The following is a 23,206-nucleotide window of genomic DNA, read 5'->3' as shown; positions in this document are numbered from 1 at the left end:
ATAGGAGACTGAGAATGACTATCGGTTTAGTCGGTAGGAAGGCCGGTATGACCCGCGTCTTCACCGAAGACGGTGCATCCGTGCCCGTGACCGTGATCGAGGTTGAACCTAACCGTGTGACTCGCGTCAAGTCCGTCGAGTCCGACGGCTACGCCGCGGTTCAGGTGACAACTGGCTCCCGCAAGGCCAAGCATCTGTCGAAAGCCCAAGCTGGGCAGTTCGCCAAGGCAGGTGTTGAGGCCGGTCGTTCGCTGATGGAGTTCCGCCTGGCAGCAGGTGACGAGGCTCCGGATGTGGGCGGCGAACTCACCGTATCCCTCTTCGAAGCTGGTCAGATGATCGACGTGACCGGCACCTCCAAGGGCAAGGGTTTCCAGGGCGCCGTCAAGCGCTGGAACTTCCGCACCCAGGACAACAGCCACGGTAACTCCCTGGCCCACCGCGCACCGGGTTCCATCGGCATGTGTCAGACGCCGGGCCGCGTGTTCAAGGGCAAGAAGATGGCCGGCCAGATGGGCAATGCTCGCTGCACCGTGCAGAGCCTGGAAGTCGTCCGTGTCGACGCCGAACGCAATCTGCTGCTGATCAAGGGTGCCGTGCCTGGCGCTACCGGCAGTGATGTCATCGTGCGCAGCGCCGTCAAAGCAGGCTGAAGGGGAACTTACCGATGAATCTGAATCTTGCAGGTGCAGGCGCCGGTGCTGTCGAAGTAGCCGATGCCACCTTTGGCAAAGAATTCAATGAGGCCCTGGTGCACCAGGTCGTCACCGCCTATCTGGCCGGTGGTCGCCAGGGTACTCGTGCCCAGAAGAATCGTTCCGACGTGCGTGGCGGTGGCAAGAAGCCGTGGCGCCAGAAGGGCACCGGTCGTGCCCGTGCCGGTACCATCCGCTCGCCGATCTGGCGCGGCGGCGGTGTGACCTTTGCGGCGCGTCCCCAGGACCACTCCCAGAAGGTCAACCGCAAGATGTACCGTGCGGCCATGCGCTCGATCCTCTCCGAGCTGGTCCGTCAGGAGCGTCTGGTGGCCGTCGAGGCCTTCGCCGTCGAAGCACCCAAGACCAAGCAGCTGGTCGCCAAGCTCGAGGAGCTGGGTCTGGAGAAGGTGCTGATCGTCACCGAAGAGGTCGACGAGAATCTGTACCTCGCCGCCCGCAACATCCCGAACGTGGATGTGGTGGACGTCGCCGCCGCTGATCCGGTGAGCCTGGTCGCCTTCGACAAGGTGCTGGTCACCGTCTCCGCTCTGCGTAAATTCGAGGAGAAGCTGGCATGAACCAGGAACGTGTATTCAAGGTTCTGCTCGGTCCGCACGTGACCGAGAAGGCCGCCATGGCCGCCGAGCGCAACCAGTACGTGTTCAAGGTGGCAAGCGACGCGACCAAGCCCGAGATCAAGGCTGCCGTGCAGGAGCTGTTCGGCAAGAAGGTCGACCGTGTTCAGGTGCTGAACATGAAGGGCAAGACCAAGCGCACCGCGCAGGGTCTGGGTCAGCGCAAGGGTTATCGCAAGGCGTACGTGACACTGGCCGCCGGCGAGACGCTTGAAGACTTCTCTGGCGCCGAATAAGGGCAGGAGTACGGATCATGGCAATCGTCAAGACTAAACCCACATCCGCCGGTCGTCGCCACGTCGTCAAGATCGTTGGTGAGGAACTGCACAAGGGCCGCGCGTACGCGCCGCTGCTCGAGAAGCAGTCCAAGTCCGGTGGGCGTAACAACTACGGTCGCATCACCACCCGCCACGTGGGCGGTGGTCATCGTCATCACTATCGGATCATCGATTTCAAGCGCACCAAGGATGGCATTCCGGCCGTCGTCGAGCGCCTGGAGCATGACCCGAACCGTAGCGCCCACATCGCGCTGCTGAAGTACATGGACGGCGAGCGTCGCTACATCATCGCCCCGCGTGGCGTGAGTGCCGGCGACCGTCTCGAGTCCGGCGTCAACGCGCCCATCAAGAAGGGCAACGCGCTGCCGCTGCGCAACGTCCCGCTCGGTTCTACCGTGCACTGCATCGAGCTGAAGCCCGGCAAGGGCGCCCAGATCGCTCGCAGCGCCGGTACCAGCGCCCAGCTGGTGGCTCGCGAAGGCAACTACGCCACCCTGCGTCTGCGCTCCGGCGAGATGCGCAAGGTGCTGGCCGAGTGCCGCGCAACCCTGGGCGAAGTGAGCAACTCCGAGCACAGCCTGCGTCAACTTGGCAAGGCCGGTGCGAAGCGCTGGAGAGGCGTGCGTCCGACCGTTCGCGGCGTGGCCATGAACCCGGTGGATCACCCGCACGGCGGCGGCGAAGGCCGCAGCAGCGGTGGTCGTCACCCGGTGTCTCCGTGGGGCATCCCCACCAAGGGCCACAAGACCCGTAAGAACAAGCGCACCGACAAGCTGATCATCCGCCGCCGCAAGGCCCGGAAATAAGATCCCACGCCAAGACATTAAGAGGTAACGGCTGTGCCACGTTCACTGAAGAAAGGTCCTTTTATTGACCTTCATCTGTTGAAGAAGGTTGAGACTGCAGTGGAAAAGAGCGACCGCAAACCGATCAAGACCTGGTCGCGTCGCTCCATGATCCTGCCCAACATGGTCGGGCTCACCATTGCTGTCCATAACGGTCGCCAACACGTCCCGGTGCACGTCTCCGAGGAAATGGTTGGCCACAAGCTGGGCGAATTCGCTGCTACCCGCCTTTATCGCGGCCATGCGGCGGACAAGAAAGCCAAACGGTAAGCCAGAGAGGATTGAGAGATGGAAGTCACAGCAAAGCTGCGTGGCGCTCGTTTATCCGCCCAGAAGGCCCGTTTGGTGGCTGACCAGGTGCGCGATAAACCGGTCGCCGAGGCGCTCGACCTGCTGACCTTCTCCCCGAAGAAGGCAGCCAAGCTGGTCAAGAAGGTGCTGCAGTCCGCCATCGCGAATGCGGAAGAAAACAACGGCATGGATATCGACGAGCTGCGTGTCTCGACCATCTGCGTCGATGAGGGCATGACGCTCAAGCGCATCCGTCCGCGCGCCAAGGGCCGTGCGGATCGCATTCTGAAGCGCACTTGCCACATCACCGTCAAGGTAGCCGAGAAGTAGGAGTCGACCAGATGGGTCAGAAAGTCAATCCAACAGGCATTCGCCTGGGTATCGTCAAAGACCATACCTCGGTGTGGTATGCCGAGCGCGGCGCTTATGCCGACAAGCTGAACAGCGATCTCGAAGTGCGTCGCTTCCTGGAAGAGCGTCTCAAGAACGCCTCCGTGAGCAAGATCACCATCGAGCGCCCGGCCAACAACGCCCGCATCACCATTCACACCGCCCGTCCGGGCATCGTGATCGGTAAGAAGGGCGAAGACGTCGACCGTCTGCGTCGTGACGTCACTCAGATGATGGGCGTGCCCGTGCACGTCAACATCGAGGAAGTCCGCAAGCCGGAACTCGACGCCCAGCTCGTCGCGCAGAACATCGCCGGCCAGCTCGAGCGCCGCGTGATGTTCCGTCGTGCCATGAAGCGTGCCGTGCAGAACGCCATGCGTCTGGGCGCCGGCGGCATCAAGGTGCAGCTCTCCGGTCGCCTCGGCGGCGCGGAAATCGCCCGCACCGAGTGGTACCGCGAAGGTCGCGTCCCGCTGCATACCCTGCGCGCGGACATCGACTACGCCACCTACGAAGCCAAGACCACCTACGGCATCATCGGTGTCAAGGTCTGGGTCTTCAAGGGTGAAATCCTCGGGGGCATCGAGGAGGTCCGTGCCAAGGCGAAGCAGCCGCAGGCCGCACCCTCCAAGAAGAAAGGTTCCAGGTAAGGGGAGAGCGAGTCGATGTTACAACCTAAGCGTATGAAGTTCCGCAAGATGCAGAAGGGCCGCAACCGTGGCCTGGCGCATCGCGGAAGCAAGGTGAGCTTCGGCGAGTATGGCCTCAAGGCCACTGGCCGGGGTCGTGTCACCGCCCGTCAGATCGAAGCCGGCCGTCGTGCCATCACGCGTCACGTCAAGCGTGGCGGCAAGATCTGGATCCGTGTCTTCCCCGACAAGCCGATTTCCAAGAAGCCGCTGGAAGTCCGCATGGGTAAGGGTAAGGGCTCCGTCGAGTACTGGGTCGCTCAGATCCAGCCGGGTCGGGTCCTGTACGAGATCGAAGGCGTTTCCGAGGAGCTGGCTCGCGAGGCATTCGCCCTGGCTGCCCAGAAGTTCCCGGTCTCCACCACCTTTGTGAAACGGACGGTGATGTGATGAAAGCCCAGGAAATTCGTGAAAAGTCAGCAGAGCAGCTCCAGGAGCAGCTTTTCGAACTCCTCCGCGAGCAGTTCAACCTGCGCATGCAGAAGGCCACCGGTCAGCTGAGCCAGACTCATCTGCTCAAGCAGGTTCGTCGGGATATCGCCCGCGTGAAGACTGTGCTCAACGAGAAGGCAGGTGACTGAGATGGTCGAAGAGAAGAAAGCCCGTACGCTCACCGGCAAGGTGGTGAGCGACAAGATGGACAAGTCCATCGTTGTCATGATCGAGCGTCGTGAGCGCCACCCGATCTACGGCAAATATGTCAAGCGCTCCACCAAGCTGCACGCCCACGACGAGTCGAACCAGGCCAAGGCCGGCGACACGGTCTCCATTCAGGAGTGCCGTCCGCTGTCGAAGAACAAGTCCTGGACCCTGATCGAAGTCGTCGAACAGGCCAAGGGTTGATCGGCTCACGCCGGTTAATCCAGTGCAGTCAGATTAGGTTTGGAGAAAACCGATGATTCAGACTCAGACAATGCTGGATGTCGCCGACAACAGCGGAGCGCGCCGGGTGCAGTGCATCAAGGTGCTGGGCGGTTCACACCGCCGCTACGCGCGAGTCGGCGACGTCATCAAGGTCACGGTGAAGGAAGCCATTCCGCGTGGCAAGGTCAAGAAGGGCCAGGTCCTCAAAGCGGTGGTGGTTCGCACCCGTAGTGGCGTCCGTCGTAACGACGGTTCGCTGATCCGCTTCGATGGAAATGCGGCTGTGTTGTTGAACAACACCAACGACCAGCCGATCGGTACCCGTATCTTCGGGCCGGTGACGCGTGAGCTTCGCAACGAGAAGTTCATGAAGATCATTTCCTTGGCGCCTGAAGTGCTGTAAGGAGCGAGGCGGATATGCAAAAGATCAAACGTGACGATGAAGTCATCGTCATCGCCGGCAAGGACAAGGGCAAGCGTGGCACCGTGAAGCGGGTTCTCGAAAACCGTTTCGTGGTGTCCGGTGTGAACATGATCAAGCGTCACACCAAGCCCAACCCGATGGCGGGCAACCAGGGCGGTATCGTCGAGCGCGAGGCATCGATTCACGCGTCCAACGTGGCCATCTTCAACCAGGAGACCGGCAAGGCGGATCGCGTCGGCTTTCAGGTTCAGGAAGACGGTACCAAGGTACGTATCTACAAGTCGACGCAGTCGCAGATCGACGGCTAACGCGAGTCGGATAGCAAAATGGCGAACTTGAAAGAACGTTATCAGAACGAGGTGGTGGCTCAACTCCAAGAGCAGTTCAGCTACGCCAACGTGATGCAGGTACCCCGGGTCACCAAGGTGACCCTGAACATGGGGATCGGCGAGGCGACCAGCGACAAGAAGCTGATCGACAACGCCATCGGCGACCTGGAGAAGCTCTCCGGTCAGAAGCCGCTGGTGACCAAGGCACGCAAGTCCATCGCGGGCTTCAAGGTGCGCGAAGGCTGGCCGATCGGGATCAAGGTGACCCTGCGCTCTGAGCGCATGTGGGACTTCCTCGATCGCCTGGTGAACATCGCGATCCCCCGCGTGCGTGACTTCCGTGGTCTCAACCCGAAGTCCTTCGACGGTCGTGGCAACTACTCCATGGGGGTGCGTGAGCAGATCATCTTCCCGGAGATCGAGTATGATAAGATCGATCGGATCCGTGGTCTGGATGTCACCATCACCACCACCGCCAACACCGATGAAGAAGGTCGTGCGCTGCTCGGCGCGCTGAACTTCCCGTTCAAGAAATAAGGGTGGGATCATGGCAAAGAAAAGCATGGTAGAGCGTGAGGCGAAGCGCACCAAGCTGGTGGCGAAGTATGCCGCCAAGCGCGCTGAGCTCAAGGCGCTTATCCAGGACGTGAACGCTTCTGACGAAGAGCGCTTCGACGCGCAGCTCAAGCTGCAGCAGCTGCCGCGTGACTCCAGCCCGGTGCGTCAGCGCAACCGCTGCCGTATCACCGGCCGTCCGCACGGCTACTACAACAAGTTCGGCCTCGGCCGCAACAAGCTGCGTGAAGCCGCCATGCGTGGCGATGTGCCCGGACTCAAGAAGTCCAGCTGGTAACGCCACGTAGAATCATCAGGAGCGCAACGTAAATGAGCATGCAAGACACTCTGGCGGATATGTTTACCCGTATCCGCAATGCGCAGATGGCCACCAAGGAGACGGTTTCCATGCCGTCCTCCAAGCTGAAGGTCGAGGTGGCCCGCGTGCTGAAGGAAGAGGGCTACATCGGCGATTTCGCCGTCAGCGAGTCCGCCAAGCCCGAACTGACCGTGACCCTCAAGTACTTCGAGGGTAAGCCGGTCATCGAGCACCTGCAGCGGGTTTCCAAGCCGTCCCTGCGCCAGTACAAGGGCAAGGACGCGCTGCCGAAGGTCGCCGAAGGTCTGGGCGTCGCCATCGTCACTACCTCCAATGGGGTGATGACGGATCGCGCGGCTCGTCAGGCGGGTGTCGGTGGCGAAGTCATCTGCACCGTATTCTAGGAGTTTGGAATGTCCCGCGTAGCCAAATATCCGGTCAAACTGCCCGCAGGCGTCGAGGTCAAGCTCGACGGTGACCAGCTGTCCGTCAAGGGCAGCCAGGGCACCCTGTCCATGACCGTTCACCACGATGTGGTGATCGGTCAGGAAGAGGGACAGCTGACCTTCCAGCCGAGCGAAAGCGCGAAGAGCTGGGCAATGGTCGGTACCACCCGTGCCCTGGTTCAGAACCTGGTCACCGGTGTCAGCGAGGGCTTCACCAAGACCCTCGAAATCATCGGCGTCGGTTATCGTGCCCAGGCCAAGGGCCAGACGCTCAATCTTACACTGGGCTTCTCGCACCCGGTCGACTACACCCTGCCTGAAGGTGTCACGGCGGAAACGCCGAAGAACACCGTCATCGTGCTGAAGAGCGCGGACAAGCAGGCGCTCGGCCAGTGTGCCGCGGAAATCCGCGCCTTCCGTCCGCCCGAGCCCTACAAGGGCAAGGGTGTCCGGTACGCCGACGAGCAGGTGCGTCGCAAAGAAGCCAAGAAGAAGTAAGGCAGGGTTATGAACGCGAAGAAAGAATCTCGTCTCCGTCGTGCCCGCCGTGCTCGCGCCAAGATCCGCGAGCTGGGCGTGTATCGCCTGTGCGTCAATCGTACCCCCCGCCACATCTACGCGCAGATCATCTCGCCGGATGGTGGCAAGGTCCTCGCCAGCGCTTCCACGCTGGACAAGGCCCTGCGCGAGGGTGCGACCGGCAACGCCGACGCCGCCTCCAAGGTGGGCGCGCTGATTGCCGAACGTGCCAAGCAGGCTGGCATCACCCAGGTGGCCTTCGATCGTGCCGGCTTCAAGTACCACGGTCGTGTGAAGGCCTTGGCTGACGCCGCTCGTGAAGGCGGCCTGGAATTCTAAAGGGTTTTACGATGGCGAAGAACGAACAGCAAAACGGCGATCTGCAGGAAAAGCTCGTGCAGATCAACCGTGTCGCCAAGGTGGTCAAGGGTGGCCGAATCTTCGGTTTCACCGCCCTGACCGTCGTGGGTGACGGTAACGGTCGTGTGGGCTTCGGCCGCGGCAAGGCACGTGAAGTGCCGGTCGCGATCCAGAAGGCCATGGACCAGGCGCGCCGCAACATGGTCAAGGTGAACCTCACCGGTGGCACCCTGCAGTACCCGGTCAAGGCCCGTCACGGCGCCTCCAAGGTGTACATGCAGCCGGCCTCCGACGGTACCGGGATCATCGCCGGCGGTGCCATGCGCTCCGTGCTCGAGCTGGCTGGCGTGCATAACGTCCTGGCCAAGTGCTACGGCTCCACCAACCCGGTGAACGTGGTGCGGGCGACCGTCAATGGTCTGGCCTCCCTGCAGTCGCCGGAAGACGTGGCCGCCAAGCGCGGTCTGCCTGTCGAAGCGATCACGGGGTAAGCACCATGTCAGCAACGATCAAGGTTACCCAGACCCGCAGCACCATCGGCGTACTGGCCAAGCACAAGGCCACCATGAACGGCCTCGGCCTGCGTCGCATCGGTCACACGGTTGAGCTGGAAGACACCCCTGCCGTCCGCGGCATGATCCACAAGGTCAACTACCTTGTGCGTGTTGAGGGAGAGTAATCCATGAAACTCAATAGCCTGAGCCCGGCACCGGGCTCCAAGCACGCCGAGAAGCGCGTCGGTCGTGGCATCGGCTCCGGTCTGGGCAAGACCGGCGGCCGTGGCCACAAGGGCCTGAAGTCGCGCAGCGGCGGCAGCGTGAAGCCCGGTTTCGAGGGCGGTCAGATGCCGCTGCAGCGGCGCCTGCCGAAGTTCGGCTTCACCTCCGCGAAGTCGCTGGTTTCCGAGGAAGTCCGCCTGGCCGAACTGGCCCGGGTCGCGGGTGACGACGTCACCCTGGACACCCTCAAGGAAGCCAACGTGCTCAAGGATGCCACCAAGCATGCCAAGGTGATCCTTTCCGGCGAACTGAACAAGGCGGTCACGGTCCGCGGCATCAAGGTCACCAAGGGTGCCCGTGCCGCAATCGAAGCCGCCGGCGGCAAGGTAGAGGACTAAATGGCTAAGTCAGGAAACATGCCGGCGATGGGTAGCGGTCTGGGTGAACTCTGGGCGCGTCTGCGCTTCGTGCTCCTCGCCATCGTGGTCTACCGTATCGGTGCCCACATCCCCGTTCCCGGTATCAATCCTGACCAGCTTGCTGCCTTGTTCAGGGAGCAGCAGGGCACCATCCTGGGCATGTTCAACATGTTCTCGGGCGGTGCCCTGGAGCGCATGAGTATCATGGCGCTGGGCATCATGCCCTACATCTCGGCGTCGATCATCATGCAGCTGATGACTGCGGTCTCGCCTCAGCTCGAGCAGCTGAAGAAGGAGGGTGAGGCCGGCCGTCGCAAGATCAGCCAGTACACCCGCTACGGTACGGTACTGCTGGCTCTGGTCCAGGCCACCGGCATGTCGGTGGGTCTCGCCAGCCAGGGGATCGCCTACTCGGCCGACTTCAGCTTCTATTTCACCGCCATCGTGACCTTCGTCACCGGGGCGGTGTTCCTGATGTGGCTGGGTGAGCAGATCACCGAGAAGGGCATCGGCAACGGCATTTCGCTGCTGATCTTCTCGGGGATCGTCGCCGGCCTTCCGGGCGCCGTGGGGCAGGCCTTCGAGCTGGCCCGCAACGAGGGTGCCTGGAACGTCCTGCCGCTGCTGGCCCTGACCGTGCTGGGCATCGCCACCGTGGCCTTCGTGGTGTTCATCGAGCGCGGCCAGCGTCGCCTCACCGTGAACTATCCGCGTCGCCAGGTGGGCAACAAGATGTATGCCGGCCAGAGCAGCTACCTGCCGCTCAAGGTCAACATGGCGGGCGTGATCCCGGCGATCTTCGCCTCGAGCATCCTGCTGTTCCCGGCCTCGCTCGGGCAGTGGGTCGGGGCCGGTGATGGCATGGAATGGCTGCAGAGCGCCTCTCAGGCCCTGGGCCCGGGGCAGCCGCTCTACATCTTGCTTTTCGCCGCGGCGGTGGTATTCTTCTGCTTCTTTTACACAGCGCTGGTCTTCAACCCCAAGGATGTCGCTGACAACCTCAAGAAGTCAGGGGCCTTCCTGCCGGGCATCCGCCCCGGCGAGCAGACCGCTCGCTACATCGACAAGGTCATGACCCGCTTGACCCTGTTCGGCGCGCTTTACATCACTGCGGTTTCCCTGATGCCCCAGTTCCTGATCGTGGCCTGGAACGTGCCGTTCTTCTTCGGCGGTACCTCGCTGCTGATCGTGGTGGTGGTCATCATGGATTTCATGGCCCAGGTGCAGTCGCACCTCATGTCGCACCAGTACGAGTCGGTGATGAAGAAGTCCAACCTGAAAGGCTACGGTAGCGGCGGCATCATGCGCTGAGGCGCGCCGCTGGCGATTTGGAGAGAACGATGAAAGTTCGAGCTTCCGTGAAGAAAATGTGCCGCAACTGCAAGATCATTCGTCGCAATGGCGCCGTGCGCGTCATCTGCAGCGAGCCGCGGCACAAGCAGCGCCAGGGTTAATACCCGACGCTGCACTGAACCGGGTGCCGGCATGCCCCTTGTCCTCGAGCGAGGAAAGGGGTATGCTGTTGCGCCTTTTGTAGATGATTAATCGAGCAAGCCGCTCAAATTTCGGAGTAAGCTGATGGCCCGTATTGCAGGCGTCAATATCCCGGACAACAAGCATGCGGCGATCTCGCTGACCTATATCTTCGGGATTGGCCGTACTCGCGCACAGGAAATCTGTGCCGCGACCGGCATCGCGCCGACCACCAAGGTCCAGGAACTGTCCAGTGAAGATCTGGATAGCCTGCGGTCTGAAGTCGGCAAGTACACCGTGGAAGGCGACCTTCGTCGTGATGTGACGCTGAACATCAAGCGTCTCATGGACCTGGGTTGCTATCGTGGTCTGCGTCATCGTCGTGGTCTTCCGCTGCGTGGTCAGCGTACCAAGACCAATGCGCGTACCCGCAAGGGCCCGCGCAAGCCGATCCGCAAATAACACGCACGTTCTGGCGTAAAGACAGGAATAGACATCAACATGGCTAACCCGCGTAGCAACCGTAAAAAGGTTAAAAAGCAGGTTGTGGATGCCGTTGCGCATATCCATGCCTCTTTTAACAACACGATCATTACGATCACAGACCGCCAGGGCAACGCCCTTTCCTGGGCGACTGCCGGTGGTTCGGGTTTTCGTGGTTCTCGCAAGAGCACCCCGTTCGCTGCTCAAGTGGCAAGCGAGCGTGCAGCGACCGCTGCAGCCGAGTATGGTGTGAAAAACGTCGACGTGCTGGTCAAGGGCCCCGGTCCTGGCCGTGAATCTGCCGTGCGCGCGCTTAATGCCGCCGGCTTCCGCGTGCAGAGCATCACCGACGCGACGCCCATTCCCCACAATGGCTGCCGTCCGCCGAAGAAACGCCGCGTTTAAGGAGACAGATTCATGGCTCGTTACATTGGACCGAAGTGCAAACTGTCTCGTCGTGAGGGGACCGACCTCTTCCTCAAGAGCGGTGTCACTCCCTTCGAGAAGAAGTGCAAATCCGAGCAGATCCCGGGTGTGCACGGCCAGCGCCGTCAGCGTCTTTCCGACTACGGCTTGCAGCTTCGCGAGAAGCAGAAAGTACGTCGCATGTACGGCGTACTCGAGAAGCAGTTCCGCAACTACTACAAGGAAGCGGCCCGCCTGAAGGGCGCGACCGGCGAGTTGTTGCTGCAGCTTCTCGAATCCCGACTGGACAACGTCGTCTACCGCATGGGCTTCGGCTCCACGCGTTCGGAGTCACGTCAGCTGGTCAGCCACAAGGCGATCTCCGTCAACGGCAAGACCGTCAACGTGGCGTCCTACCAGGTCAAGCCGGGTGACGTGGTCTCCGTCCGTGAGAAGGCGAAGAACCAGGCGCGCATCCAGACTTCCCTGGCCATCGCCGCCAACCGCGGCGACGTGGTCTGGGTCGAGACCGATGCCAAGAAGATGGAAGGCACTTTCAAGGCCCTGCCTGAACGCGGTGACCTGTCTGCCGACATCAACGAAAACCTGATCGTCGAGCTGTACTCCAAGTAAGCGGCGCCCGCGTCGTGCCGCCCTCGTCCGCGGGGGCGGCCTGGAGTACCGACAATCCGTTTGGCAGCCTGATAGGTGTTCATATGCAGCGTTCAGTGACAGAGTTTCTCCGTCCTCGCGACATCAAGGTCGAAGAGATCAGCGCACACCACGCGAAGATCGTGCTCGAGCCCTTCGAGCGTGGCTTCGGCCACACGCTGGGGAATGCCCTGCGTCGCATCCTGCTCTCGTCCATGCCCGGCTGTGCCGTGGTGGAAGCCGAGATCGCCGGCGTCGAGCATGAGTACAGCGCGATCGAGGGCGTCCAGGAAGATGTCATCGAAATCCTCCTGAACCTCAAGGACGTGGCGCTCCGGATGCATAGCCGCGACGAGGCAGTGCTCTCGCTGAACAAGCAGGGGCCGGCCGTCGTGACGGCAGGGGACATCGCGCTCGACCACGACGTCGAGATCGTCAACCCCGAGCATGTCATCGCCCACGTCAACGAGGGATCCGAGCTGAAGATGCAGCTCAAGGTCGCTCGCGGCCGCGGCTATGAGCCCGCGGACGCCCGTGGCGAGGCCGACGACGAGTCCCGCGCCATCGGTCGCCTGCAGCTGGATGCTACCTTCAGCCCCGTGCGCCGGGTTTCCTACTCGGTCGAGGCCGCGCGTGTCGAACAGCGCACCGACCTCGACAAGTTGATCATCAACCTGGAAACCGACGGCACCCTGGATCCGGAAGAGGCGATCCGTCGCAGCGCCACCATCCTGCAAGAGCAGCTGGCCGCGTTCGTCGACCTGGAAGCCGACAAGGAACAGGAAGTGGTGGAGGAAGAGGATCATATCGATCCGATCCTGCTGCGCCCCGTAGACGATCTCGAGTTGACCGTTCGCAGCGCCAACTGCCTGAAGGCCGAGAACATCTACTACATCGGGGATCTGATCCAGCGCACCGAGGTGGAGCTGCTGAAGACCCCCAATCTCGGCAAGAAGTCCCTGAATGAGATCAAGGACGTGTTGGCCGCCCGCGGGCTTTCTCTGGGCATGCGGCTGGAGAACTGGCCGCCGGCAAGCCTGAAGGACGACAAGGCCTCCGCGTGAGCCTCGACTCGAGTCCCAGTTTGGTAAGGAATCACAACCATGCGTCATCGTAAGAGTGGTCGTCACCTGAATCGTACCAGCACGCATCGTCAGGCCATGTTCAAGAACATGTCTGTCTCGCTGGTCGAGCACGAAGTGATCAAGACAACCCTGCCCAAGGCCAAGGAGCTGCGTCGCGTCATCGAGCCGCTGATCACCCTGGCCAAGCAGGATAGCGTCGCCAACCGTCGTCTGGCCTTCAGCCGCACCCGCTCCAAAGAAGCGGTCGGCAAGCTCTTCAACGAGCTGGGTCCGCGTTACGCCGAGCGTCCGGGCGGTTACGTCCGTATCCTCAAGTGCGGTTTCCGCACCGGCGACAACGCCCCCATGGCCTTCGTCGAACTGGTCGACCGTCCGGTCGTCGAGGAAGCCGCCGAGGAGTGATCCTCGTCCGGTGATCCTCGCGTCCCGAGACCCAAACCGGCTCCCCCAGGGAGCCGGTTTTTTTGTGCCTGGGTATCGGCAGGCCTCAGAAGCGGTAGCTGAAGGCCAGCAGCGGCCCCTCGTAGATGACCTGATCGAGATAGTCGCTGTCTTCGAGCTTCCACTTCATGTAGCGATAGGCCGCGGTCACGCTGCTGGGCCCCCAGTCGTACGAGAGGCCGGTGAAGGCGTGCAGGGTGGCCTCGGTGCTGCCGGTGCCGACATCGAGGATGAACGGCGAGGACCAGTGCGGGGTATAGGCATAATGCCCGCGCACGCCGAGGGTGGCATCGGTGAGGTTCTCCTCGGTCTCGAAGCGCTTGGCGAACCCGGTGTCGGTGTCCACGGTGAGCTCGGTCTCGAAGCGCGTGTAGCGAACGCCGCCCGTGGCGTAGATGGCCCAGTTGGGGTCGCGGTGCCACTCATGGCCGACGTAGGCGTGGACCAGGGTCGTCTTGCTGGTGAAGTCCAGCGCCGTGCCGATGCTGTCGGGCCCGTCGGGCTCGTCGTTCTGCACCGGCACGTCCACGTCACCGTCCTTGCCGACGTCGGCATAGAGCGCGTCGAAGCCGTAAAGCCATGGGCCGCGGCGATGCACCAGGGCGCCCATCAGGCCGAATTCCAGGTTCTCGATCAGCGTCTTGCTGCTGGTCTCGAGCCGCGTGCCGCCCACGAGCTTCTGGTCGACATCGTTGGCCCAGAGGAAGAACGTGGCCGTCGTCTCGGCGGCGGCGACCTGGGTGGCCGGCAGGGCCAGGCAGAGAGCCGTCCCGGCGAGCAGTCGCGAGGCTGGAGCGAAGCGGGAGAGGAAGGCGGCGGGGGGCATGAGCATTCTCCAGGAGCGCGCAGGACAGGCGGTGACCGCGTCTGACCTCAAGCTAGCACATCCTGGCGCTTTCGCCGCGGGGCGGGGCCTGCGGCGGGTACCCGGGGCGCGACCACCCGTCGCGAGGGGCGATGGGCGGCCGCGCGAGGCCGGGGTCAGGCCGGGACGGTGTCGTCGCCGGCCTTGCTGCGCTCGAGCAGCGGCTTCAGGAAGCGGCCGGTATGTGACGCCTCGTGGCGCGCCACCTGCTCCGGCGTGCCCTCGGCGACGATCCGCCCGCCGCCGGAGCCGCCCTCGGGACCGAGGTCGATCAGCCAGTCCGCGGTCTTGATCACGTCCAGGTTGTGCTCGATCACCACGATGGTGTTGCCGTGGTCGCGCAGGCGGTGCAGCACCGTGAGCAGCTGGCGGATGTCCTCGAAGTGCAGGCCGGTGGTCGGCTCGTCGAGGATGTATAGCGTCTTGCCGGTATCGCGCTTGGCCAGCTCGCGGGCCAGCTTGACCCGCTGGGCCTCGCCGCCGGAGAGCGTGGTGGCGCTCTGCCCCAGGCGGATGTAGGAGAGCCCGACGTCGAGCAGGGTCTGCAGGCGGCGCGCGATGGCCGGCACCGGCGAGAAGAACGCCAGCGCCTCCTCGACGGTCATCTCCAGCACCTCGTGGATGCTCTTGCCCTTGTAGGCGATCTCCAGGGTCTCGCGGTTGTAGCGCTTGCCCTTGCAGACGTCGCAGGGCACGTAGATGTCCGGCAGGAAGTGCATCTCCACCTTGATCATCCCCTCGCCCTGGCACGCCTCGCAGCGACCGCCCTTGACGTTGAAGGAGAAGCGGCCGGGCTTGTAGCCCCGGGATCGCGCCTCCTGGGTGCCGGCGAACAGTTCGCGGATCGGCGTGAAGATGCCGGTGTAGGTGGCCGGGTTCGAGCGCGGCGTGCGCCCGATGGGGCTCTGGTCGATGTCGATGACCTTGTCGAGATGCTCGAGACCCTCGAGGCGATCGTGGTCCGCCGGGCTCAGCGAGGTGGCGCGGTTGAGCTCCCGGGCGGCGATGGGCATCAGCGTCGCGTTGATCAGCGTCGACTTGCCGGAACCCGAGACGCCGGTGATGCAGACGAACAGCCCCAGCGGCAGCGTCAGGGTGACCTCCTGGAGGTTGTTGCCCCGCGCGCCGGAGAGGCGCACCACCTTCTCCGGGTTGCCGGGAATGCGCCACGGCGGCACCTCGATGCGCCGGCTGCCGGCGAGGTACTGGCCGGTGAGCGAGCCGGGGGTCGCCATGATGTCCTGGGGCGTGCCCTGGGCGACGATCTGCCCGCCGTGGACCCCGGCCCCGGGGCCGATGTCGAGCACGTGGTCGGCGGCGCGAATGGCATCCTCGTCGTGCTCGACCACGATCACGGTGTTGCCCAGGTCGCGCAGCCGCTCCAGGGTCTGCAGCAGGCGGTCGTTGTCGCGCTGGTGCAGGCCGATGGAGGGTTCGTCGAGGATGTACATCACGCCGACCAGGCCGGCGCCGATCTGGCTGGCCAGGCGGATGCGCTGGGCCTCGCCGCCGGAGAGCGTCTCGGCGCTGCGCTCGAGATTCAGGTAGTCGAGCCCGACGTTGACCAGGAACTCCAGGCGCGCGTGGATCTCGTTGACGATCTTCACGGCGATCTCGCCGCGGCGCCCCGGCAGGCTGAGCGCACCGAAGTAGGCCAGCGCCTCGCCGATGGGCAGTCGGACGAGCTGTGGCAGGGTGTTGTCGTCGATGTAGACGTGTCGCGATTCCCGGCGCAGCCGCGAGCCGTGGCAGGTCGGGCAGGGCTGCACGGCGATGTGGCGGGCCAGGTCCTCGCGCACCATGCTCGACTCGGTCTCGCGATAGCGGCGCTGCATGTTGGGCAGCACGCCCTCGAAGGGGTGCTCGCGGGTGACCTTGCGGCCGCGGTCGTTGACGTAGTGGAAGGCGATGTCGTCGCTGCCGCTGCCGTGGAGAATGACCTCGCGCTCGTGGCGGGCCAGGTCCTGCCAGGGCGTCTCCAGGGTGAAGCGATAGTGGTCGGCGACGGCCTGCAGCTGGTTGAAGTAGTAGACGCTGCGCCGATCCCAGCCCTTGATCACGCCCTCGGCCAGGGAGAGCTCGGGGTGGCTGATCAGCTTGTCGGGATCGAAGAACTGTTGCACGCCCAGGCCGTCGCAGGTCGGGCAGGCACCGGCCGGGTTGTTGAAGGAGAACATGCGCGGCTCGAGCTCGGCGATGGAGTAGCCGCACACCGGGCAGGCGAAGCGTGCCGAGAAGGCCAGGTCCTCCGCCTCGCCGTCCATGAAGTGGATCATGGCGGTGCCGTCGGCGAGGTTCAGCGCCGTCTCGAAGGATTCCGCCAGGCGCTGGGCCAGTCCCTCACGGACCTTGATGCGATCGACCACCACGCTGATGTCGTGCTTCTTGTTCTTGTCCAGCGGGGCGATGTCGTCGAGCTCCAGCACCTGGCCGTCGACCATGGCGCGCACGAAGCCCTGGGCGCGCAGCTCGGCCAGCAGCTGCAGGTGTTCCCCCTTGCGCCCCTTGACCACCGGGGCCAGCAGCATCAGCTTGCTGCCCTCGGGCAGGGCCAGCACCTGGTCGACCATCTGCGAGACGGTCTGCGCCTCGAGGTCCTCGCCGTGCTCGGGGCAGCGCGGGGTGCCGGCCCGGGCGAACAGCAGGCGCAGGTAGTCGTAGATCTCGGTGATGGTGCCCACGGTGGAGCGCGGGTTGTGGGAGGTGGACTTTTGCTCGATGGAGATCGCCGGCGACAGCCCTTCGATGTGGTCGACGTCGGGCTTCTCCATCATCGACAGGAACTGGCGCGCGTAGGTGGAGAGCGACTCCACGTAGCGGCGCTGGCCCTCGGCATAGAGGGTGTCGAAGGCCAGCGACGACTTGCCCGAACCGGACAGCCCGGTGACCACGATCAGCCTGTCACGGGGCAGTTCGACGTCGATGTTCTTCAGGTTGTGGGTGCGCGCACCCCTGACCAGAATTGTGTCCATTCCCACCTCGCCGGACGCGGCAAAACCTCGATTATACGGGGCGGGTCGCACCGGCGGCAAAGCGCCTCCGCCCTCGGCTTTCCCTGGGGGGTGGCGAGCCGCTAGAATATGCGGTCCACCTCCGGGCCCCAGGGCCCGCCCACGGAATATCGAATCGCTATGCGAAAGGTCTCAGGACTGCTGTTAGCCACCGAGCGTCGAGCCATCACCGGGCTGGCCGGGCTCTACGCCACGCGCATGCTCGGACTGTTCATGGTGCTGCCGGTGCTGGCCCTGTATGCCGACGACCTCGCGGGGGCCACGCCGCTGCTGGTCGGTCTGGCGCTGGGCATCTACGGCCTCACCCAGGCCATACTGCAGATCCCCTTCGGACTGCTCTCCGACCGCCTGGGGCGCAAGCCGGTGATCGCCGTCGGCCTGCTACTGTTCATGCTCGGCAGCCTGGTGGCCGCCCAGGCCGACTCCATCGGCGTGGTGATCCTGGGGCGCTGCCTGCAGGGCAGCGGTGCCGTGGCGGCGGCCATCATGGCGCTGCTCGCCGACCAGACCCGCGAGGAGGTGCGCACCGCCGCCATGGCCACCATCGGGCTCTCCATCGGCGTGGCCTTCGCCGTGGCCATGGTGCTGGGGCCCTGGATCGCCGCGGATTACGGCCTGTCGGGCGTCTTCTGGTTTACCGCCGCCCTGGCCCTGCTGGGGCTTTTCGTGCTGTGGAAGCTGGTGCCGCCGGCGCCGCGCCGCGTGCGTCACCGCGATGTCGGCATGGACCGCGAGCAGCTGCGCGGCATCCTCGCGCGCAGCGACCTGTGGCGCATGGATCTCTCGATCTTCGCCCTGCACCTGGTGCTGATGGCGATCTTCGTCGCCGTGCCCTTCCGGCTGGTGGAGGCGGGGATCGCCGTCGAGCAGCACGGCCTGACCTATCTCGGCGTCATGCTGCTGGCCTTCGTGGCCATGGTGCCGCTGGTGATCGTCGCCGAGAAGCGGCGCCGCATGAAGACCATGTGCCTGTCCGCGATCACCGGCATCACCCTGAGCCTGTTCGGGCTGGCCGGCCTCGGCGAGGGGATCTGGGCGCTGTTCGGCTGGCTGCTGCTGTTCTTCATCGCCTTCAATCTGCTCGAGGCCACGTTGCCCTCGATGCTCAGCAAGCTGGCCCCGGCCGGCGCCAAGGGCACCGCCATGGGCGTCTACTCCACCAGCCAGTTCCTGGGCGCCTTCCTCGGCGGCGTGCTCGGCGGCTGGCTCGCCCAGCAGTGGGGCCTCTCCGCGGTCTTCATCGGCTGCGGCCTGCTGGGCCTGGCCTGGCTGGCAGCGATGGCCGGCATGACGCCGCCTCGGCATCTTTCCAGCGAGGTGGTGGCGCTCGATGACAACGAACAGGATGACGCCCTGGAGACGCTGATGGCGCGCTTCGCCGACGTGGCCGGGGTAGAGGACGTGCTGGTCGTTCCCGAGGAGCGCCTGGCCTACCTGAAGGTCGACCGGCAGCGCCTCGACGAGCAGGCCCTGGCGCGTCTCACCGGGTCCGGTAATCCCCACAGCGGCGGCTGAGCCGCGTATGATCCGGAAAGGGCGCCCTGGGTGCCGCTCGATCGCCGTATAACGCATTTCATGACAGCAAGGAGTTCCCCATGGCCCGTGGCATCAACAAGGTCATCCTCATCGGCAACCTCGGCCAGGACCCGGAAGTGCGCTTCACGCCCTCCGGCACCGCCGTTGCCAACCTCAACCTGGCCACCACGGACACCTGGATGGACCGCCAGAGCGGCCAGCGCCAGGAGCGCACCGAGTGGCACCGGATCGTGCTGTTCAACAAGACCGCCGAGATCGCCCAGCAGTACCTCAAGAAGGGCAGCAAGGTCTACATCGAGGGCCGCCTGCAGACCCGCAAGTGGCAGGACCAGAACGGCCAGGACAAGTACAGCACCGAGATCGTCGCCAACGACATGCAGATGCTCGACGGTCGCGGCGACGGCGGCCAGGGCGGCGGCTTCGGCGGCGGGCAGCAGGGCGGCGGTCGTCCCCCGCAGGGTGGCCAGTATGGCGGCCAGCCCCCGCAGCAGGGCGGCAACTTCGGCGGCGGCCAGCAGCCGCCTCAGCAGGGCGGTCAGTACGGGGGCGGTCAGCCCCAGCGTCCGGCCCCGCAGCCGGCCCCTCCCCAGCAGGGTGGCCAGCAGGGCGGTAACTACGGCGCCCCGGATCCGGGCAGCTTCGACGATTTCGACGACGAGATCCCGTTCTGATCGGGCGTTAGCCGAGGAGATGCCGTGAAGCTGCTGATTCTGGAAGCCGGGCACTGCCTGAGCCTGGCGATGGCTCGCGAGGCCAACCGGCGCAGCGACACCGAGCTCACCATCGAGCCGGCGTTGCAGACCACGCCGGCGCGGCTCGAGACGCTGCGCCCGGATGCGCTGGTGATCCCGCCGCTGTCCCGGCCGCTCAGCGCCGAGCCGGCGGCCGTCACGGCGCACGCCGAGGCGGTCGAGGCCTGCATGGAGACCTGCCGCGAGGCGGACATCCCGCTGGTGTGGTGCGTCTCCGACCAGCTCTACGAGGACGGCTTCGACGTCCCCATCGACGAGCACGTGATCCCCGAGCCCCGGGACGACGGCCTGCGACGGCTGGTGCGCACCGGCGATCGCATCCGCGCCGAGCTGCCGCACCATCTGATCGTGCGCCTGGGGCCGCTGTTCGCCCTGGAAGGCAGTCATGCCTGGCTCGGCGAGCTGCTCGATACCTTCATCGGGGGCGGCGAGGTGCGCGCGGAGTCCGACGTGATCTTCTGTCCGACCTCGGCGGATGCCGTGGCCATGGCGCTGATCGGCATGCTCCAGCAGCAGCACTGCGGCGCCGACGCCTGGGGCAGCTACCACCTGGCCGGCACCGAGCCGGTGAGCGCCTACACCTTCGTCTCGATGGTGCGCACCCAGCTCGACACGCGCCTCGAGGGGCGCGGCGAGCGGGTCGCGCTGGGCACTGCCAAGGCGCTCAATCACCACCACGACCAGCCGCTGCGCCGGGTGCTGAACTGCCGGCGGGTGCTGGACGTGTTCGGGGTCCATCAGAAGCCCTGGCGCCTGGAGGTCGGCCGCATGCTGGATGCCTGGTGCCTGGTCAGGGCCGAGGAGTCCACGCCGCAATGAACGTGATCCGCAGCCTGATCTTCTACGTCGGCTATGTCCTGGCCATGCTGGTCTGCGGGGTGCTCTTCCTGCCCCCGGCTCCCTTCCTGCCGCTGCAGTCCCGCTATCGGCTGCTCAACCTCTATAACCACTTCATCATCGCCTGGTTCCGCCTGATCTGCGGCGTGCGTTACGAGTTCCGCGGCTTCGAGCGCCTGCCGGACGGCCCCTGCGTGATCCTCTCCAACCACCAGTCCGAGTGGGAGACGGTCTACCTGCAGCTGCTGCATCCGCCGGTCTGCACGGTGCTCAAGCGCGAGCTGCTGAACATCCCGATCTTCGGCTGGGCGCTGCGCCTGCTGCACCCCATCGCCCTGGACCGCTCGCGGCCCGCCCGGGCCATGAAGCAGGTGCTCACCCAGGGCAAGGCGCGCCTCGAGGAAGGGCTCTCGGTGCTGATCTTCCCCGAGGGGACCCGCGTCTCGCCGGGGACGCGCGTGCGCTACAACAAGAGCGGCGCGGTGATCGCCTGTCGCGCCGGGATGCCGGTGGTGCCGGTGGCTCACAACGCCGGGGAGCGCTGGCCGGGACGCCACTGGGTCAAGAAGCCGGGACGCCTGACGCTGGAGGTCGGTCCGCCGATCGAGACCGAGGGGCGCACGGCGGAAGAGGTGATGGCGGAGGCGGAGGCCTGGATCGAGGCGCGCCTGGCCGAGATCTCCGAGGTGCCGCGGCCCGAGGCGGCCGCCGAGCCGGTGAAGCGCCCGGCCTGAGCCGGGCTCGCACCCGCGTGTCTAGCGCACCTAGCAACGCAAGAAGGCGCCCCTCGGGGCGCCTTCTTGCGTTCTTGCGTCGTTCGATGTGCCGCGCTGGATCAGTGACTGAGCTCAGTCCTTGAACTTCTCCAGCACCAGGCAGGCGTTGGTGCCGCCGAAGCCGAAGCTGTTGGACAGCACGCGATCGACCGTCACGCCATCGCGGCGCTCGGTGACGATGTCGAAGCCGGCCGCCTGCTCGTCCAGGTGCTCGATGTTGGCCGAGGCGGTGATGAAGTCGTTCTCCATCATCAGCAGCGAGTAGATCGCCTCCTGCACGCCGGTGGCGCCCAGCGAGTGACCGGTCAGCGACTTGGTCGAACTCATCGCCGGAGTCTGGTCGCCAAACACCTCACGGATCGCCTTCAGCTCCGCGACATCGCCCACCGGGGTGGAGGTGCCGTGGGTGTTGACGTAGTCGATGTCGCCATCGACCGTGGCCATGGCCTGACGCATGCAGCGCGCCGCGCCCTCGCCGGACGGGGCGACCATGTCGTAGCCGTCGGAGGTGGCGCCGTAGCCGACGACCTCGGCGTAGATCTTGGCGCCGCGGGCCTTGGCGTGCTCCAGGTCCTCGAGCACCAGCATGCCGCCGCCGCCGGCGATGACGAAGCCGTCGCGGGCCTGGTCATAGGGGCGCGAGGCCTTGTCCGGCGTCTCGTTGTACTGAGTCGAGAGCGCGCCCATGGCGTCGAACAGGCAGGAGAGGGTCCAGTGCTCTTCCTCGCCGCCGCCGGCGAACACCACGTCCTGCTTGCCCAGCTGGATCTGCTCGACGGCGCTGCCGATGCAGTGCGCCGAGGTGGCGCAGGCCGAGGAGATCGAGTAGTTGACGCCCTTGATCTTGAACGGCGTCGCCAGGCAGGCCGAGACGGTGCTGCCCATGGTGCGCGTGACCCGGTAGGGACCCACGCGGCGCAGGCCCTTCTCGCGCATGACGTCGGCGGCCTCGACCTGGTTGGCGCTGGAAGCGCCGCCGGAGCCGGCGATCAGGCCGGTACGCTCGTTGGAGACCTGCTCCGGCGTGAGGCCGGCATCCTCGATGGCCTGGGCCATGGAGACATAGGCGTAGGCCGCGGCGTCGCCCATGAAGCGGCGCAGCTTGCGGTCGATCAGGGTGTCCAGGTCGATGTCGACGCTGCCGGCTATCTGGCTGCGGAAGCCGCGCTCGGCATACTCTTCCTTGAAGCGAATGCCCGAGCGCCCGTTCCTGAGCGCTTCCAGAACCTGCTGTGCGTCGTTGCCCAGGCAGGACACGATGCCCAGGCCGGTGACTACCACTCGTCGCATGGGAGCCTCCTGTTCAGAAATTCGCGGTGGAGGTGAACAGGCCGACGCGAAGGTCGTTGGCCTGATAGATGTCGCGGCCGTCGACGCACACGGTGCCGTCGGCAATGCCCAGGATCAGGCGCCGGGTAATGATGCGCTTGATGTTGATGCGGTAGGTGACCTTCTCGGCCTCGGGCAGGATCTGGCCGGAGAACTTGACCTCGCCGCAGCCCAGGGCACGGCCGCGACCGGGGTGGCCGAGCCAGCCCAGGTAGAAGCCGACCAGCTGCCACATGGCATCCAGGCCCAGACAGCCCGGCATCACCGGATCTCCGGGGAAGTGGCAGTCGAAGAACCACAGGTCGGGGCGGATATCCAGCTCGGCGATCAACTCGCCCTTGCCGTGATCCCCACCTTCCTCGTGGATGTGCATGATGCGATCGAGCATCAGCATGTTGGGGGCCGGCAATTGCGCATTGCCCGGACCGAACAGCTCGCCGCGCGAGCAGGCCAGCAGTTCTTCGCGATCAAAGGAGTGTTGCTTGGTCACTGAATCGTTCCGAGTGTCGGGATTATTGTCTGCCGAAAGCGGCCTGAGGCCGCCGGGCGGCTGTGCCTAGTCTACTGTCCACACTCGACGAATGCACGCCGAGCGGGTCGCCAGGCCGCCTCGGGGCCCGAGGCAGCGCCGCGCGCGGCCGGCCCAGGAGCGAGGCGCGTCGCGGCGGGCTTGCCCGCAGGGAGGCGTGGCGATCGCCGCCGGCCCGGGGGCATCGCCCGTCGAGGAGGGGTTCAGCTCCCGCCAGAACGGCCGATAACTCCTTCAAAGCCCCGGCGCGCGC

General features: G+C 64.9%; 35 protein-coding genes. 31 read left to right on the top strand and 4 right to left on the bottom strand.

Annotation, left to right across the window (positions count from 1 at the left end; all coding sequences use genetic code 11):
* Window positions 1-14 precede the first annotated feature (14 nt).
* The 27 genes from rplC (at window position 15) to rplQ (ending at window position 13,279) form a co-directional block, all read left to right on the top strand.
* A complete protein-coding gene (gene rplC / locus ABE957_RS14045; protein WP_349759288.1) occupies window positions 15-653 on the top strand; it encodes a 50S ribosomal protein L3 in 639 nt (212 codons plus the stop codon).
* A 14-nt stretch (window positions 654-667) separates the two neighbouring features.
* A complete protein-coding gene (rplD, locus tag ABE957_RS14040; RefSeq protein ID WP_349759287.1) occupies window positions 668-1,276 on the top strand; it encodes a 50S ribosomal protein L4 in 609 nt (202 codons plus the stop codon).
* The gene (gene rplW, locus ABE957_RS14035; RefSeq protein WP_040183135.1) at window positions 1,273-1,569 is read left to right on the top strand and encodes a 50S ribosomal protein L23; all 297 of its coding nucleotides are present in this window, start codon (window positions 1,273-1,275) and stop codon (window positions 1,567-1,569) included. Before rplD ends, rplW begins: the two co-directional genes overlap by 4 nt.
* Window positions 1,570-1,586: 17 nt before the next feature.
* Complete coding sequence (gene rplB / locus ABE957_RS14030; protein WP_349759286.1) at window positions 1,587-2,417, top strand: 50S ribosomal protein L2; 831 nt, start codon at window positions 1,587-1,589, stop codon at window positions 2,415-2,417.
* 33 nt (window positions 2,418-2,450) lie between these two features.
* Complete coding sequence (rpsS, locus tag ABE957_RS14025) at window positions 2,451-2,726, top strand: 30S ribosomal protein S19 (protein ID WP_040183133.1); 276 nt, start codon at window positions 2,451-2,453, stop codon at window positions 2,724-2,726.
* Between the two features lie 18 nt (window positions 2,727-2,744).
* On the top strand, window positions 2,745-3,077 hold the full coding sequence (gene rplV / locus ABE957_RS14020) for a 50S ribosomal protein L22 (RefSeq protein ID WP_089848247.1): 333 nt from the start codon (window positions 2,745-2,747) through the stop codon (window positions 3,075-3,077).
* Window positions 3,078-3,088: 11 nt separating this feature from the next.
* Window positions 3,089-3,787, top strand: coding sequence for a 30S ribosomal protein S3 (gene rpsC / locus ABE957_RS14015; protein WP_089848246.1), 699 nt, complete (start codon window positions 3,089-3,091; stop codon window positions 3,785-3,787).
* 15 nt (window positions 3,788-3,802) lie between these two features.
* The gene (gene rplP / locus ABE957_RS14010) at window positions 3,803-4,216 is read left to right on the top strand and encodes a 50S ribosomal protein L16 (protein ID WP_021819610.1); all 414 of its coding nucleotides are present in this window, start codon (window positions 3,803-3,805) and stop codon (window positions 4,214-4,216) included.
* Entirely contained in the window at window positions 4,216-4,407 is a 192-nt protein-coding gene (rpmC, locus tag ABE957_RS14005; protein ID WP_040183129.1) for a 50S ribosomal protein L29, read from the top strand. The genes rplP and rpmC overlap by 1 nt, the downstream gene beginning before the upstream one ends.
* 1 nt (window position 4,408) lies before the next feature.
* Window positions 4,409-4,669, top strand: coding sequence for a 30S ribosomal protein S17 (rpsQ, locus tag ABE957_RS14000; protein ID WP_071943809.1), 261 nt, complete (start codon window positions 4,409-4,411; stop codon window positions 4,667-4,669).
* Between the two features lie 52 nt (window positions 4,670-4,721).
* The gene (gene rplN / locus ABE957_RS13995) at window positions 4,722-5,093 is read left to right on the top strand and encodes a 50S ribosomal protein L14 (protein WP_071943813.1); all 372 of its coding nucleotides are present in this window, start codon (window positions 4,722-4,724) and stop codon (window positions 5,091-5,093) included.
* 14 nt (window positions 5,094-5,107) lie between these two features.
* Window positions 5,108-5,422 (top strand): 50S ribosomal protein L24, encoded by a 315-nt coding sequence (gene rplX / locus ABE957_RS13990; RefSeq protein WP_089848243.1) that lies wholly within the window; start codon window positions 5,108-5,110, stop codon window positions 5,420-5,422.
* Between the two features lie 18 nt (window positions 5,423-5,440).
* Window positions 5,441-5,980 carry a 50S ribosomal protein L5 gene (gene rplE / locus ABE957_RS13985; RefSeq protein ID WP_349759285.1) on the top strand — a complete coding sequence of 180 codons (540 nt, stop codon included), beginning with the start codon at window positions 5,441-5,443 and terminating at the stop codon, window positions 5,978-5,980.
* 10 nt (window positions 5,981-5,990) lie between these two features.
* Window positions 5,991-6,296 carry a 30S ribosomal protein S14 gene (gene rpsN, locus ABE957_RS13980; protein WP_089848241.1) on the top strand — a complete coding sequence of 102 codons (306 nt, stop codon included), beginning with the start codon at window positions 5,991-5,993 and terminating at the stop codon, window positions 6,294-6,296.
* Window positions 6,297-6,328: 32 nt separating this feature from the next.
* Window positions 6,329-6,721 carry a 30S ribosomal protein S8 gene (rpsH, locus tag ABE957_RS13975; RefSeq protein WP_089848240.1) on the top strand — a complete coding sequence of 131 codons (393 nt, stop codon included), beginning with the start codon at window positions 6,329-6,331 and terminating at the stop codon, window positions 6,719-6,721.
* A gap of 9 nt (window positions 6,722-6,730) precedes the next feature.
* Window positions 6,731-7,261, top strand: a complete 531-nt coding sequence (gene rplF, locus ABE957_RS13970; RefSeq protein ID WP_349759284.1) for a 50S ribosomal protein L6 — start codon at window positions 6,731-6,733, stop codon at window positions 7,259-7,261.
* Between the two features lie 9 nt (window positions 7,262-7,270).
* The gene (gene rplR / locus ABE957_RS13965) at window positions 7,271-7,621 is read left to right on the top strand and encodes a 50S ribosomal protein L18 (RefSeq protein WP_089848238.1); all 351 of its coding nucleotides are present in this window, start codon (window positions 7,271-7,273) and stop codon (window positions 7,619-7,621) included.
* 11 nt (window positions 7,622-7,632) lie between these two features.
* Window positions 7,633-8,133 carry a 30S ribosomal protein S5 gene (gene rpsE, locus ABE957_RS13960; protein ID WP_089848236.1) on the top strand — a complete coding sequence of 167 codons (501 nt, stop codon included), beginning with the start codon at window positions 7,633-7,635 and terminating at the stop codon, window positions 8,131-8,133.
* Between the two features lie 5 nt (window positions 8,134-8,138).
* Window positions 8,139-8,321, top strand: a complete 183-nt coding sequence (gene rpmD, locus ABE957_RS13955) for a 50S ribosomal protein L30 (RefSeq protein ID WP_040183116.1) — start codon at window positions 8,139-8,141, stop codon at window positions 8,319-8,321.
* Window positions 8,322-8,324: 3 nt separating this feature from the next.
* Window positions 8,325-8,759, top strand: a complete 435-nt coding sequence (gene rplO / locus ABE957_RS13950; protein WP_349759283.1) for a 50S ribosomal protein L15 — start codon at window positions 8,325-8,327, stop codon at window positions 8,757-8,759.
* Window positions 8,760-10,091, top strand: a complete 1,332-nt coding sequence (gene secY, locus ABE957_RS13945; protein WP_071943836.1) for a preprotein translocase subunit SecY — start codon at window positions 8,760-8,762, stop codon at window positions 10,089-10,091.
* Window positions 10,092-10,120: 29 nt separating this feature from the next.
* On the top strand, window positions 10,121-10,234 hold the full coding sequence (gene rpmJ, locus ABE957_RS13940) for a 50S ribosomal protein L36 (RefSeq protein WP_008959154.1): 114 nt from the start codon (window positions 10,121-10,123) through the stop codon (window positions 10,232-10,234).
* A gap of 124 nt (window positions 10,235-10,358) precedes the next feature.
* The gene (gene rpsM, locus ABE957_RS13935) at window positions 10,359-10,715 is read left to right on the top strand and encodes a 30S ribosomal protein S13 (protein ID WP_089714381.1); all 357 of its coding nucleotides are present in this window, start codon (window positions 10,359-10,361) and stop codon (window positions 10,713-10,715) included.
* Between the two features lie 39 nt (window positions 10,716-10,754).
* Entirely contained in the window at window positions 10,755-11,141 is a 387-nt protein-coding gene (gene rpsK, locus ABE957_RS13930; RefSeq protein ID WP_013331014.1) for a 30S ribosomal protein S11, read from the top strand.
* 12 nt (window positions 11,142-11,153) lie between these two features.
* On the top strand, window positions 11,154-11,774 hold the full coding sequence (gene rpsD, locus ABE957_RS13925; protein ID WP_089848224.1) for a 30S ribosomal protein S4: 621 nt from the start codon (window positions 11,154-11,156) through the stop codon (window positions 11,772-11,774).
* A gap of 83 nt (window positions 11,775-11,857) precedes the next feature.
* The gene (locus ABE957_RS13920) at window positions 11,858-12,856 is read left to right on the top strand and encodes a DNA-directed RNA polymerase subunit alpha (RefSeq protein WP_138181610.1); all 999 of its coding nucleotides are present in this window, start codon (window positions 11,858-11,860) and stop codon (window positions 12,854-12,856) included.
* A 39-nt stretch (window positions 12,857-12,895) separates the two neighbouring features.
* Window positions 12,896-13,279, top strand: coding sequence for a 50S ribosomal protein L17 (rplQ, locus tag ABE957_RS13915; protein WP_349759282.1), 384 nt, complete (start codon window positions 12,896-12,898; stop codon window positions 13,277-13,279).
* A gap of 85 nt (window positions 13,280-13,364) precedes the next feature.
* Here the strand turns inward: rplQ and ABE957_RS13910 are convergent, their stop codons facing one another.
* Entirely contained in the window at window positions 13,365-14,144 is a 780-nt protein-coding gene (locus ABE957_RS13910) for a hypothetical protein (RefSeq protein WP_349759281.1), read from the bottom strand.
* A gap of 155 nt (window positions 14,145-14,299) precedes the next feature.
* Window positions 14,300-17,155: an excinuclease ABC subunit UvrA gene (gene uvrA, locus ABE957_RS13905; RefSeq protein WP_349759280.1), complete on the bottom strand. Its 2,856-nt coding sequence runs from the start codon at window positions 17,153-17,155 to the stop codon at window positions 14,300-14,302.
* Window positions 17,156-17,314: 159 nt separating this feature from the next.
* On the opposite strand from uvrA, the gene ABE957_RS13900 reads away from it, so the two are divergent.
* From ABE957_RS13900 to ABE957_RS13885, 4 genes are all read left to right on the top strand, one after another.
* Window positions 17,315-18,709 (top strand): MFS transporter, encoded by a 1,395-nt coding sequence (locus ABE957_RS13900; RefSeq protein ID WP_349759279.1) that lies wholly within the window; start codon window positions 17,315-17,317, stop codon window positions 18,707-18,709.
* 80 nt (window positions 18,710-18,789) lie between these two features.
* Window positions 18,790-19,401: a single-stranded DNA-binding protein gene (gene ssb, locus ABE957_RS13895; protein WP_349759278.1), complete on the top strand. Its 612-nt coding sequence runs from the start codon at window positions 18,790-18,792 to the stop codon at window positions 19,399-19,401.
* 24 nt (window positions 19,402-19,425) lie between these two features.
* Entirely contained in the window at window positions 19,426-20,301 is an 876-nt protein-coding gene (locus tag ABE957_RS13890) for a sugar nucleotide-binding protein (protein ID WP_349759277.1), read from the top strand.
* Window positions 20,298-21,053, top strand: coding sequence for a lysophospholipid acyltransferase family protein (locus ABE957_RS13885; RefSeq protein ID WP_349759276.1), 756 nt, complete (start codon window positions 20,298-20,300; stop codon window positions 21,051-21,053). Before ABE957_RS13890 ends, ABE957_RS13885 begins: the two co-directional genes overlap by 4 nt.
* A 114-nt stretch (window positions 21,054-21,167) precedes the next feature.
* On the opposite strand, the gene fabB is transcribed toward ABE957_RS13885, so the two are convergent.
* Window positions 21,168-22,385 carry a beta-ketoacyl-ACP synthase I gene (gene fabB / locus ABE957_RS13880; RefSeq protein WP_349759275.1) on the bottom strand — a complete coding sequence of 406 codons (1,218 nt, stop codon included), beginning with the start codon at window positions 22,383-22,385 and terminating at the stop codon, window positions 21,168-21,170.
* Window positions 22,386-22,398: 13 nt separating this feature from the next.
* Complete coding sequence (gene fabA, locus ABE957_RS13875) at window positions 22,399-22,914, bottom strand: 3-hydroxyacyl-[acyl-carrier-protein] dehydratase FabA (protein ID WP_089848204.1); 516 nt, start codon at window positions 22,912-22,914, stop codon at window positions 22,399-22,401.
* Window positions 22,915-23,206 lie beyond the last annotated feature (292 nt).

The sequence above is a fragment of the Halomonas pelophila genome, assembly GCF_040196315.1.
Taxonomy (GTDB): domain Bacteria; phylum Pseudomonadota; class Gammaproteobacteria; order Pseudomonadales; family Halomonadaceae; genus Halomonas; species Halomonas pelophila.
This window is presented reverse-complemented; position numbering and strand designations above follow the sequence as displayed.